Source organism: Butyrivibrio sp. INlla16, assembly GCF_900104155.1.
Classification (GTDB): domain Bacteria; phylum Bacillota; class Clostridia; order Lachnospirales; family Lachnospiraceae; genus Butyrivibrio.
The window spans coordinates 47,837-60,686 of record NZ_FMYB01000015.1 but is presented as its reverse complement, the minus strand read 5'-3'; the positions used below and the strand labels follow the sequence as shown (position 1 = coordinate 60,686).

Here is a 12,850-nt window from a genome sequence, read left to right as displayed (position 1 = left end):
ATGACGTCTTTACTGGAAATACGAGAATATATCAAGAATTTTTATTTAAAATATGAGTTATACATAACATATATCTGGAAGTTTTTACTTTCTCTGATCGCGTTTACCATGATCGGTAATAAGATCGGTTATCAGGCTAATCTGACAAAACTGCCCATATTACTTATGGCTGCACTATTGTGTTCCATAATGCCTTCCAATTTTATGGTGCTTATATCTGCCGGATTTATTTTGGCACATCTTTATAAATTATCTCTGTTTTGCGCGGTAGTTGCACTCATTGTTTTTCTTTTGATGTTTCTGCTTTATTTCAGGTTTTCACCGAAAGATACAATTGCGGTAATGTTGACACCTATGTGTTTTTATTTGAGCATTCCTTATGTGATGCCTATCGCTCTGGGGCTTATGGGAACACCTGCTTCAATTGTTTCAATGTCCTTTGGAATAATAGTTGCATTTCTTGTGAATTATATTTCCGGGAACGCTACTACACTGACAGGATCACAGATAGAGGAATCTGCAGTACAGTTCCGGACTATCATTTCGGAGCTTTTATCCAATAAGCGTATGTGGGTGTTCATTGTAGCTTTTGCAATTACTCTTGCAATTGTTTATGTCATACGACGCATGTCGGTTGATCACGCATGGACCATAGCTATTATTGCAGGATCTCTTGCAAATATAATATGTCTGCTTGTAGGCGACATGATTTACAGCACGGGTCTTTCTTTCCTGGGAGTTATCGTGCAGACAATTATTTCAATTTTATTGCTCATGGTGCTTCAGTTCTTTGCCTTTAATCTGGATTATACGAGAATTGAGAAGGTGCAGTTTGAAGACGATGAGTACTACTATTATGTAAAGGCCGTTCCGAAGGTTACGGTTTCCACTCCTGCACCGAAGGTTAAGAAGATAAATGTATCCGGTGCGGGCAAGGATTACAGAGGTAAAGACCGAGGCGAGTAAGATAGATGCAACAGATCGTATTTTTTCTTGAAAACAATCTGACAAGCCTGCATATGCCAAGAGTCAGGGCGCTTGATGTCATCGAAATGCTGATCATAGCGTTCCTAATCTACCATATTCTGGTTTGGGCCAAAAACACGAGACTATGGTCCCTTTTAAAAGGGGTCGTAGTTATTGTTGTCTTTATAGTTATTGCCGCAGCATTCAATATGTCGACCATCCTGTGGATAGTAAGGAACGTATTTGGAATTGCTGTAACGGCTATGGTTGTTATTTTGCAGCCGGAACTGAGAAAGGCGCTCGAAGGTATAGGCAGAAGAAACTTTTTCCATGGACTCCTCAATTTTACTGAGACAACGGAAGAGGGAAGATTTTCAGATAAGACAATAAATGAGATTATAAGGGCCTGCGTGGAGATGGCCAAGGTGAGAACGGGTGCGCTTATTGTTATTGAGCAGCTTTCTTCTCTTAATGAATACGAGAGAACGGGTATTGATATTGATGGAATGGTTACAAGCCAGCTTCTTATCAACATCTTTGAACACAATACACCTCTCCATGACGGTGCGGTTATTATCAGAGGTGACAGAATAACATCGGCTACCTGTTATCTCCCTCTTTCCGACAATATGGAGCTTGGAAAAGAGCTTGGAACAAGACATCGTGCAGGTGTCGGTGTTTCCGAGGTTACAGATTCACTTACCATAATTGTTTCCGAAGAGACAGGAAAAATAAGTGTTGCTTACATGGGAGAGCTCGAGAGAGCAGTCGACAGTGAGCGCCTGAGAGAGAGACTGAGACAGATACAGAATAAGGCTACTGAAGATAAGAAAGAAAAGAAGGACAAAAAGAAAAAAATAATAAGTAACAAAACGGTGAAAGGAAAGGCGAAATGAAGAAGCTAAATTTGACTGCCAATCTGGGGCTGAAGATTGCTTCGCTTTTATTTGCCGCACTTCTTTGGTTCCTGGTTACAAACATAAGTGACCCTGTTGATTCAGTGAGATTCAGCAATGTTCCGGTCACATTCAGAAATGCAAACAGTATAACGGATAACAATCAGGTGTATCAGGTTTTGGAGGACAGTGATGTAATATCCACGGTCACCGTTTATGCACCCAGATCCATAGTTGATTCCCTTAGCAGGGATAATGTCGTTGCCATAGCCGATCTTGAGAATACCACTAATATCGATGGCACATACTATGTTGCAATTCAGCTTAACACAAATAAATATGTAAATCAGATTCAGAGCATAACGGGAACGATAGATTCCGTTAAGCTGAATATAGAGGGAAGAGATTCCAAGACACTTCCTATTTCTGCTTCTACGACGGGTACCTTGACTGATGGGTATATAATAGGTGATGTCGTTACTGATCAGAACCAGATCAGAATTACAGGTGCAGAATCAATCGTTCAGAGTGTTAAGACAGCTTCTGTAAACGTCGAAGTAACCGGTTATACCACGAATATCGGAACCAATGCAGAGATTCATCTTTATGATGCAGATGGCGGAGAAGTTTCGAAGGATAATCTGAAGCTTAGCAGCACCTCAGTGGGTGTAAGTGTAACAATCCTGGCAACCAAGAGAGTTCCTGTAACATATCAGGTATCAGGAGTTCCGGCTGAAGGATATGTTGCTACCGGAGAGATCGATACCGATACAGACAGTGTTCTGCTTGCAGGAAGAATGTCAGTGCTTAATAAGATTGATACGATTACCGTTTCTGATGATTCACTTGATCTGACGGGACGTACGGAAGATTTGACGACTACAATAGATCTGTCCGCATATCTTCCCGGCAATGTAAGCTTTGGTGATGAGGACTTCAATGGTATTGCAACTGTTGTTGCATATATTGATAAGAAGAGCGATAAAGCACTCAGCATACCCTACAGTCAGATCGAACTTATGAATATCCCTGAGGGATATGATGCTCAGATAGTTGACGATAATAAGACCTTTACACTTTCAGTAAGCGGACTTTCGGCGAATGTGAATGCCATCAGTGAAAAGGATGTATCCGGTATCATTGACGTATCACAGATTAGCGAGGGCGGCGAAGATGCAGCAGGAACCTACAGGACAGCTGTATCGCTTTCACTACCTGGTGGGGTGACAACCACCGATACGGTTGAAGTTACCGTTAAGCTTACGAAATTAGAAGAGAATTAAGGTGGAGGAATATATGGCAAGATTATTTGGAACAGACGGCGTGAGAGGCGTAGCCAATGACGAGCTTACACCCAGTCTTGCAATGCAGCTTGGACAAGCCGGAGCATATGTGCTTTCAAAAGAAAACAAACACAGACCGACAATTATGGTTGGCTGTGATACAAGACTTTCAGGAGATATGCTTGCTGCCGCACTTATGGCAGGGGCATGCTCGGTAGGCGCCAATGTTGTTAATGTAGGTATTTTACCTACACCTGCAGTTGCTTACCTCACAAAGAAGTATCGTGTGGATGCAGGTGTTGTAATTTCAGCATCCCACAATCCTATGGAATTCAACGGGATCAAGTTCTTTGACGGAAACGGTTTTAAACTTCCGGATTCCATGGAGGATGAGATCGAGGAGCTTATCAGGAATAACCTCGAGGGCGTAAAAATGCCCACCGGAGCAGGAGTGGGTAAGATTAAAAACCGTACAGATGCCAGAGAGGAGTATATCAATCACAGTTTAAATTGTGTTGACGTAAGACTCGATGGAATGAAGATTGTAATGGACTGCGCCGAGGGCGCAAGCTCCTACACATCCGTAGAGACCATCAGACAGACAGGCGCTCAGGTTATCGCGATTCATACAAGCCCGGACGGTACAAATATTAATTCGAATTGTGGATCAACCCATATGGAAGAGCTTATGGGAAGGGTTGTTACCGAGAAGGCGGATATAGGACTTGCCTTCGACGGAGACGCTGACCGATTCCTGGCAGTTGATGAGAATGGAAAACTTGTTAACGGCGATGAGATTATGGCCATAATCGGTAAGCACATGAAGGAAAAGGGTGAACTTAAAGGGGACACAATTGTTGCTACCGTTATGAGTAATCTTGGATTCTTCAAGATGGGAGAGCGAGAAGGAATCAAGATTGAAAAGACCAAGGTAGGAGACAGATACGTTCTTGAGCGCATGAAAGAGATTGGCGCAAACTTTGGAGGAGAGCAGTCTGGACACATCATCTTCCTTGATGACAACACCACAGGAGACGGACTTCTCTCAGCACTTCATCTTCTGAAGGTTATGAAGGAAACCGGGAAGAAGCTTTCAGAGCTGGCACAGATTATGGATGTAATGCCGCAAGCTCTTTGCAATGCGACAGTGCCTACTCATAAGAAAGATCATTATATGGAATATCCCGAGATTGCAACAGCCATTGAGGAACTTGATAAGAAGTTTGCCGGCGACGGCAGGGTTCTTATCAGACCATCCGGAACAGAACCCCTTGTTCGTGTAATGATAGAGGGCAAGGACCAGAAAGTAATCGAGGAAGAGGCAAAGAAGCTCGCAGAGCTGATTCAGGATGTAATGCTGTAATTCAAAAGGGGAACTACGGCTTAAAAATATAGGGGAATTAGTATGATAACAAAAAAGGTGATTATTAAAAATCCAACAGGGCTGCATCTTCGCCCTGCAGGAAATTTATGTAAGGTCGCCATGAATTATAAATCACACATAACATTTATGTATGGCGAGAATTCGGCTAATGCCAAGAGTGTACTAAGTGTACTTGGCGCATGTATAAAGTGCGGCGATGAACTTGAATTCAAATGTGAGGGACCTGATGAGGCGGAGGCTATGGAAGCCCTGGTCAATGCTATAGAAAATGGTCTCGGAGAATAATATGAATTATATGACGGACGGCATTTATGTCGTCCGTAAACTCATATTAGAGAAGGAAGGATATCGTAATGAAAAAAATAATTGTTACAGGATGTAACGGTCAGCTTGGAAGAGCAGTTAATCTCGAGCTCGGCAATACAGGTGAATATGAACTTGTTAATACTGATGTTTTTGAGGGAGATGATATAACTCCTCTTGATATTACAAATGTTGATGCTGTTACAAAGCTTGCAAGACAGGTTAAGCCTTATGCGATAATCAACTGTGCTGCATATACAGCGGTAGATGCACAGGAGAGCGATGTGGACCTTGCTTATAAGATCAACGCAATCGGACCCAGAAATCTTTCAATAGCAGCTACCGAAACAGATGCAAAGCTTGTTCATATCTCAACTGACTATGTATTTGCCGGAGACGGAAACAGACCCTATACAGAGTTCGATAAGACAGGACCGGTCAGCAAATATGGTATAACTAAGCTGGCTGGTGAGCAGTTTGTTGAAAAGTTTGCTAAAAGATACTTTACGATACGTACAGCATGGCTTTACGGTGATGGTAAAAATTTTGTAAAGACAATGCTCGGTCTTTCAGAGAAGCTTGACGAAGTAAGTGTTGTATGCGATCAGCTCGGTACACCTACAAGTACCTATGAGCTTGCAAAAGCAATTCATTTCCTTCTTGAGACAGAAAATTACGGCCTTTTCCACGGAACCTGCGAAGGAGATACAAACTGGGCTGATTTTACAGAGGAGATTTTCAGACTTGCAGGCAAGAGTACAAAAGTAAATCATGTCACAAGTGCCGAATATTCCGCTAAAAATCCCCAGGCAGCACCGAGACCGGCCTATTCAATACTTGAGAACTACATGTTCAAACTCACTTCGGATTTCATGTTTGCGGACTGGCATGAAGCTATAGAGAGATATTTAAAGGATATTCTTTGATAAGGATAACTCATTAGATGCTCGCGGTAATACTTAATTGGCTCTATGTGTCAATAACTACATATATAATCGGCTTTGCCACTTTGCGTGGGATATCATCAATCGGTTGCATGTCCACTGCGAAGGGGCAAAAAAAGCTCACCTATAGCTACAAATACAGGGAGAGTATACTTATAGCCGGAATTCTGATGGTAAACCTGCTTGCTGAATTTTTCAGCATCATAGGCAGGGTTTCTCTCGCTGCCAATATCCTTCTGATCTTTATCTGTCTTATTTTATTTGCCCAGTACAGGGAGGAAATAATAGAGAGTCTGACTGAAGGAATCCGGGAGATAAAAGAATCCGGAAGCTTCTGGCTTTATGTGCTGATTTTTCTTTTGATGGCCTATGGAACTTCCCATGGGCTTATGCATTATGATACGGATCTTTATCATGCCCAGGCAATCAGATGGATTGAGGAGTATGGTATGGTAAGGGGGCTTGGCAACTTGCATTTAAGGCTTGGCTATAACAGCGCGTCCTTTGCATTATCAGCCCTGTACAGTGGTGCTTTCTTAGGGAAATCCCTGCATGCAATGGCAGGATATTTCGCACTTCTTCTTGCGTGGCAGTGCGCAGATCTTAAGAGCATAGCAAGAAGAGGACACATCGTATTATCTGATTTTGTGAGGGTAATTGCTATTTATTACCTTTTCACAATCTTTGATGAGATTGTTTCCCCGGCGTCGGATTATTTCATGGCGGCAATGGTATTCTATATAGTAATTCACTGGCTTGATCTGTATTCCATGCATGAGAGAGCTTTTTTGCCGCATGCGCTGCTTGCAATCTGTGCGGTCTGGGTGACTACCATTAAGCTGTCAGCGGCACCGCTTGTTTTGCTTGCGATTTACCCTATTGTAAGGATTATTAAAAAGCAGAAGAAAGCAGGGTTAAAGCCTATCTTATTATGCGTTTTGTTTTGCATTTTTATAGCACTTCCCTATTTTGTAAGGAATGTTGTTATGACGGGATGGCTGGTTTATCCTTTTACGGGAGTTGATTTGTTTAACTTCGCCTGGAAGGTTCCGGTTGAAACCGCCATAAGCGATGCCCATGAGATTGCTGCTTACGGGCGAGGCTTTACCGATGTGGCCATGTATAATGCCCCTTTTGGTCAGTGGTTTCCCACTTGGTTTTCTGCACTGTCACTATTTAACAAAATGATGTTCGTGATGGATCTGGTATGCTTGCCGGTTTTCATAGGATGCGTCATTTATTATGCTATTTCGAAAATGACAGCTGCAAAAAAGGAGAAAAACGGTGCCGGCGGAAATGTGCAGAAGATATTTATGCTGAGTCAGAGAAAAGCAGTGGCGCTTTCGGACTTTTTGTTTATTGAAGGAATTTCTTATGTTGCACTGATATATTTTGTCTTTACCGCGCCTCTTGTGAGATACGGATGCGTTTATCTGTGGCTTCCGGTTACCATTCTTGCGGGACGGTTTGTCATTCTTTTTGATAACAGAGTGAATACGCCACAGAAGAAATATATCTATAAAGCAGTAATAGCACTGTTTGCGGTTTTTATGTTCTATAAATGCGGAATGCTGATAAAAGATGATGTACCAAGATTCAGAACTCAGTACCTTCTTTCGCAGCAGGATTACAATAAGTATGAAGTAGGACAGAAGGTTATAGGAAATGCTGTGATTTATTATCCTCTGGAAGGCGACAGGACAGGATACGATGCCTTTCCTTCGACACCTGCTCCCGATGGTTTTGTACTTGATGGAAACGATATTACGGATGGTTTTTTACCGGCAGGGCGTTAAAATGGAAAAAAACTCCATATTATAGTAAAATAGAGTATTGTAGTTTGAATTTTAGGAGAAACACATGATGGAAAAAAATGCGAAGATTTATGTTGCGGGCCATCGCGGAATGGTTGGCTCTGCAATTGTAAGAGAACTTGAGAAACAGGGTTATACAAATATCATAACCCGTACACATAAAGAGCTTGACCTCACAAGACAGGATGCGGTTGAGGAGTTTTTTGCAAAGGAAAAGCCGGAGTACGTTTTCCTTGCAGCTGCTAAGGTTGGTGGAATCGAAGCTAACCAGAGTGCACTTGCGGATTTCATGTATGACAATATGATCCTTGAGATGAATGTTATAAATTCAGCCTGGAGAAATGGCTGTAAGAAGCTGGAGTTCCTCGGATCATCATGTATATATCCCAGAATGGCGCCGCAGCCCATGAAGGAGAGCTGCCTTCTTACAAGTGAGCTTGAAAAGACAAACGAGGCATATGCCCTTGCCAAGATTTCAGGACTTAAATATTGCGAGTTCCTGAACAGGCAGTATGGAACAGATTATATCTCGGTAATGCCCACAAACCTTTACGGACCCAATGATAACTATCATCCGACTCATTCCCATGTTCTTCCTGCACTTATCAGAAGATTCCATGAGGCCAAGGAAGCCGGTGAAAAGAAGGTTGTATGCTGGGGCGATGGTTCACCTCTGCGTGAATTTTTGTATGTTGACGATCTTGCTAACCTTTGCGTATTCCTTATGAATAATTACAGCGGCAACGAGACTGTAAATGCCGGAACAGGTAAGGAACTCACAATAAAAGAGCTGGCGGAGATGGTTGCCAGAGTTGTTGGCTACGAGGGCGAGATTGAGTGGGATACTACAAAGCCCAACGGTACTCCCAGAAAGCTTCTCGATGTATCCAAGGCTGCTTCACTCGGCTGGACCTACAAGACAGAGCTTGAAGACGGCATAAGACTTGCATATGATGACTTTTTGAACAACCCCATGAGGGCGGAGAGATAATAATGAAGCTTATAAGCATAATCGTACCCTGCTACAATGAAGAGGAAAATGTAAAGGATTTCTATGATGAACTCATGAAGACAGAGAGCTTCTTCAAGAATAATGACGTTTCGATGGAAATCATTTATGTAAATGACGGCTCTAAGGACAATACCGTGCAAGAGGTAAAAAAGCTCAGAGAGATCGATGAAAGGGTACATCTTATAAATTTCTCAAGAAATTTTGGAAAGGAAGCCGCTATTTATGCGGGACTTCAGAAATCCAAGGGAGATTATGTCGTAATGCTGGACTGTGATCTTCAGGATCCGCCGGCTATGTTGCCTGAGATGTATGGCTACATAGTTAATGAGGGCTTTGATTCGGTTGCTACAAGAAGGGTTACCAGAAAGGGTGAACCGCCGATCAGATCTTTTTTCGCGAGAAGATTTTACAGTCTCATAAACAAAATGTCCAAAACGGAAATTGTGGACGGAGCCAGAGATTACAGACTGATGACCAGGCAGTTTGTGGATGCTATTCTCTCCATGGAGGAGTACAACCGTTTCTCGAAGGGACTTTTCGGATGGGTAGGCTTTTCCACAAAGTGGCTTGAATTTGAAAATATCGAGAGAAAAAAGGGCGAGACCAAGTGGTCTTTCTGGAAACTATTTTTATATGCGCTTGACGGCATAGTTGCGTTCTCGACAGTACCGCTTGCTTTTGCATCGATTCTCGGAGTAGTGTTCTGTTTCCTTGCGATAATACTGATAATTGTGACGATTATCAGAAAGGCAGCTTTCGGAGATCCGACAAGCGGCTGGCCGTCTCTTGTGTGCATTATTTCACTGGTAAGCGGAGTGCAGCTTTTCTGCCTGGGAATAGTAGGGCAGTATCTGAGCAAGACTTATCTTGAGGTTAAGCACAGACCTATTTATATCATTAAGGAAGAACTCTGATGGGAAACGACCGCAGCCTTGAAAACCGCATAAGTATTGTGGTGCCGGTATATAATGCTGAAAGCTATATCTCGGAAACAATTGCCATGGTGGGGCAGCAGACCTATGAGAACTATGAACTTATACTGGTGGATGATGCTTCCTCTGACAATAGCGCCGCGCTCATAGAGAGTGCAGCAGTCGGTGATGATAGAATAAAGCTTATAAAAAAGGCTGCCAATGGCGGCGCGGCAGCTGCAAGAAATGCCGGAATAAGTGCTGCAACGGGAAGATATCTTGCTTTTCTTGATGCAGATGATATCTGGAAACCGGATAAGCTTGAGAAGGAGCTTTCGTTTCTTAAGGAAAAGAAGGCGGCATTTGTTTTTACGTCCTATGAATTTGGGGATGAAAATGCGAATCCCACAGGGAGAATTGTCCATGCTCCCGCTACATTGACATTTAAAGAAGCACTTTCAAGAACGGTTATTTTCACGACAACCGTGATGATAGATATGGATGTGCTTCATAAGGAAAAAATATTTATGCCTCAGATTGAAAGTGAGGATACGGCAACCTGGTGGACTATATTAAAAGGGGGAACGGTTGCTTACGGGCTGGATGAGGTTCTTGCGACCTACCGAAGACCTGCTAAATCACTTTCATCAAATAAATGTACAGCAATCAGAAGAATTTGGGGTCTATACAGAAAAATAGCCGGATTGTCTATTGCCGCCAGCCTGTACTATTTTATCGGGTGGGCTGTTCGAGCGACTGTTCGCCGGCTGTAAGGGTAATTGTATGAAACAGATTGAATCTATAAAAAGAGTATTTGTATTATGCCTGGGGCTTATAGGGCTTTTGATGCAGACTGTTGTCTATGGCTATTTCTGGATTAAAACCTATTACCCGCTGGTATCTGCGCCTAGAATAAGCGCGGACGGATATCAGCTGGGAGCCGGTCTTAAGTTGTATTTCCGCGGACATGTGCTTGTGATTGCAATCTATTTCGTTTTGATGCTGTTTTTCTCGAATACCTACGGGGGCTTGAAGATAGGATATCTGAAATCCATGGATATTTTCCTGTCTCAGATCTTTGCCCTTTTCATGGTTAATGTAATTTCTTATTTTCAGATATCACTTATGAGAAACTGGCTTGTGCCGGCGTTTCCGATGCTTGAAATACTGATTGTGCAGATGGTGATTTCATTTTTGTGGGCCGTCTGTACCAACTGGTTATACAGGGCTATTTTCCCGGCAAGGCAAATGCTTCTTGTGAGCGGTGAATATCCTGTGGATGATATCCTTCGAAAATTCAATTCCAGACAGGATAAATATAATATTGTAAAGTGCATGAATATCAGCGAAGGCCTCATGAATATAGAGAGGGAGTGCCTTGAGCGATATGATGCCGTTGTAATCTGGGATATTCCCACCAAGGACAGAAATAAACTGCTTAAGTTTTTGTACTCAAATTCTATAAGGGTTTATATGATGCCTAAGATTACTGATGTGCTGGTTAAGGGATCGACACAGATGCATCTGTTCGATACACCTGTACTGCTTCTTAGAGAGTACTACTTAAAGGTAGAGCAGCGTGCCATCAAGAGACTGGTGGATATCATCTGCTCGCTTATCCTGATAATCCTCACATCGCCTATCATGCTGATAACAGCTATAGTTATAAAGCTTTATGATCACGGCCCTGTGCTGTATAAACAGATTCGCTGCACAATAAACCAAAAAGAATTCAAGATCATGAAGTTCAGGAGTATGAGAGTCGATGCCGAAAAAGATGGTGTTGCAAGGCTTGCGACCAAGAATGATTCAAGAATAACTCCTATCGGTAAATTTATCAGAGCCTGCAGAATTGATGAACTTCCACAGCTCTTCAACATCTTAAAGGGTGAGATGTCCTTCATAGGACCGCGTCCCGAGAGACCTGAGATAATTGAGCAGTACATGGAGACCATGCCGGAATTTGCCTTCAGAATGAAGGTAAAGGCAGGACTTGCGGGCTACGCCCAGGTGTACGGAAAGTACAATACGACACCTTATGATAAATTAAAGCTCGATCTCGCTTACATAGAAAATTACTCAGTATGGCTTGATTTCAAGCTTATGCTGCTCACGCTCAAGATACTGTTTACTCCCGATGCAACCGAGGGAGTGGAGGAGACACAAACAACCGCATTGAAGAAACCTGAATAATGAGGGAACCATGGCCGCAAAACGAGAAAACTACGACAACGAAATACTAAACCTTCGAGCATTCTACCTTACTCTTCTTCGTAAGATCTGGATACTTCCGCTCTTTGCCGTAATCGGTGCGCTTGTAGCCGGAATCATATATTTTCTCGCAAATGTGGTATACGCACCCGCAAGGAACTATGTGACAGAGTCAACTCTTTATCTGTACTTTGCCTACGATGAAAACAAGGGTAGCGAGGTGGATGCCTACAATGCCTACACCTGGAATATTCTGGTTAAGGATGAGGATACCGATCTTCCCATCAAAACAGAAGATAACATTCTGGATATGACAATGGAGAACCTAGAGAAGGCAGGTTATCATGAGGTACCGGGAGTTTCAAGGCAGGTTGTTAAGGATTCTTTAAATGCAGATATTCCCTCAGATGTGAGAGTGATGATTCTTACTGTATCCAATCCTGACAAGGAACTTTCGGGAGCGATTGCTGCTGCAGCGGGTGATGCTCTTGTAAAATACGGTGATCTGAACGACGCCTTTACACAGATTAAGCTAATCGGAAGAACAGAAACCAAAATGGAACTGATTCCTGACAGAATGGGAGTGGCTGTAATTCTCGGTGCTGTGATCGGCTTTATAATAGCTACGCTGGGACTCTTAATTATAAGATCCATGGATGATACCGTATATGTTCCCGAGGATGCCGAGAGGAGATATTCCCTTCCGGTTCTGGGTGTTCTAAGTTCAAAGGGACAGGAAGAGCCTTCGTTTTTCAGAAATGAGCTGTTGCTGGTATTTAAGGATAAGTTTAAAGCGAATAATAAGATTGCACTCATAAGTGCGGACGATAAAGATGGAATAGATAATGCAAAGCGAGCAGCAGAGAGGCTGACCGAGGTCATAGGAAACGGACTTGCGGGAGAGATGCCCTCTGTAAATGCGATGCCTCTTCCCGGAAATGATAACGAATCCCGCGAGAAGCTTTCAGGTGTGGACGGCGTTATTATTCCCGTAAAAATGGGAGAGCACAACGGTGCTATGACAGAGCACCTTATTTCACTTTTAAATAAGCTTGGATGTAAGATTTACGGCATTGTCATAGTTGATGCCGATATGAAGTTTCTTAGCAGATACCTGGGACTTTGA

12 protein-coding genes are annotated in these 12,850 nt (G+C 42.8%); all 12 read left to right on the top strand.

Translation table 11 applies throughout. The features are described 5' to 3' along the window. The 12 genes from BLR42_RS08985 (at position 1) to BLR42_RS08930 (ending at position 12,850) form a co-directional block, all read left to right on the top strand. A complete protein-coding gene (locus BLR42_RS08985; RefSeq protein ID WP_022760323.1) occupies positions 1-966 on the top strand; it encodes a hypothetical protein in 966 nt (321 codons plus the stop codon). 5 nt (positions 967-971) lie between these two features. Next, the gene (gene cdaA, locus BLR42_RS08980) at positions 972-1,862 is read left to right on the top strand and encodes a diadenylate cyclase CdaA (protein ID WP_022760322.1); all 891 of its coding nucleotides are present in this window, start codon (positions 972-974) and stop codon (positions 1,860-1,862) included. Then, on the top strand, positions 1,859-3,145 hold the full coding sequence (locus BLR42_RS08975) for a CdaR family protein (protein WP_022760321.1): 1,287 nt from the start codon (positions 1,859-1,861) through the stop codon (positions 3,143-3,145). The genes cdaA and BLR42_RS08975 overlap by 4 nt, the downstream gene beginning before the upstream one ends. Positions 3,146-3,158: 13 nt before the next feature. Then, complete coding sequence (glmM, locus tag BLR42_RS08970; RefSeq protein ID WP_091868398.1) at positions 3,159-4,508, top strand: phosphoglucosamine mutase; 1,350 nt, start codon at positions 3,159-3,161, stop codon at positions 4,506-4,508. A 42-nt stretch (positions 4,509-4,550) separates the two neighbouring features. Continuing rightward, positions 4,551-4,814 (top strand): HPr family phosphocarrier protein, encoded by a 264-nt coding sequence (locus BLR42_RS08965; protein ID WP_091868396.1) that lies wholly within the window; start codon positions 4,551-4,553, stop codon positions 4,812-4,814. Between the two features lie 68 nt (positions 4,815-4,882). After that, a complete protein-coding gene (gene rfbD, locus BLR42_RS08960; RefSeq protein ID WP_091868393.1) occupies positions 4,883-5,758 on the top strand; it encodes a dTDP-4-dehydrorhamnose reductase in 876 nt (291 codons plus the stop codon). Positions 5,759-5,775: 17 nt separating this feature from the next. Then, complete coding sequence (locus tag BLR42_RS08955) at positions 5,776-7,572, top strand: LIC_10190 family membrane protein (RefSeq protein WP_091868391.1); 1,797 nt, start codon at positions 5,776-5,778, stop codon at positions 7,570-7,572. Positions 7,573-7,639: 67 nt separating this feature from the next. After that, complete coding sequence (locus BLR42_RS08950; RefSeq protein WP_334291320.1) at positions 7,640-8,581, top strand: GDP-L-fucose synthase family protein; 942 nt, start codon at positions 7,640-7,642, stop codon at positions 8,579-8,581. A 2-nt stretch (positions 8,582-8,583) separates the two neighbouring features. Next, positions 8,584-9,516: a glycosyltransferase family 2 protein gene (locus BLR42_RS08945; protein WP_091868387.1), complete on the top strand. Its 933-nt coding sequence runs from the start codon at positions 8,584-8,586 to the stop codon at positions 9,514-9,516. Beyond that, positions 9,516-10,286: a glycosyltransferase family 2 protein gene (locus BLR42_RS08940; RefSeq protein ID WP_091868385.1), complete on the top strand. Its 771-nt coding sequence runs from the start codon at positions 9,516-9,518 to the stop codon at positions 10,284-10,286. Before BLR42_RS08945 ends, BLR42_RS08940 begins: the two co-directional genes overlap by 1 nt. A 10-nt stretch (positions 10,287-10,296) precedes the next feature. Next, complete coding sequence (locus tag BLR42_RS08935) at positions 10,297-11,706, top strand: exopolysaccharide biosynthesis polyprenyl glycosylphosphotransferase (protein WP_022760313.1); 1,410 nt, start codon at positions 10,297-10,299, stop codon at positions 11,704-11,706. A 10-nt stretch (positions 11,707-11,716) separates the two neighbouring features. Further along, positions 11,717-12,850, top strand: coding sequence for a YveK family protein (locus tag BLR42_RS08930; RefSeq protein ID WP_091868383.1), 1,134 nt, complete (start codon positions 11,717-11,719; stop codon positions 12,848-12,850).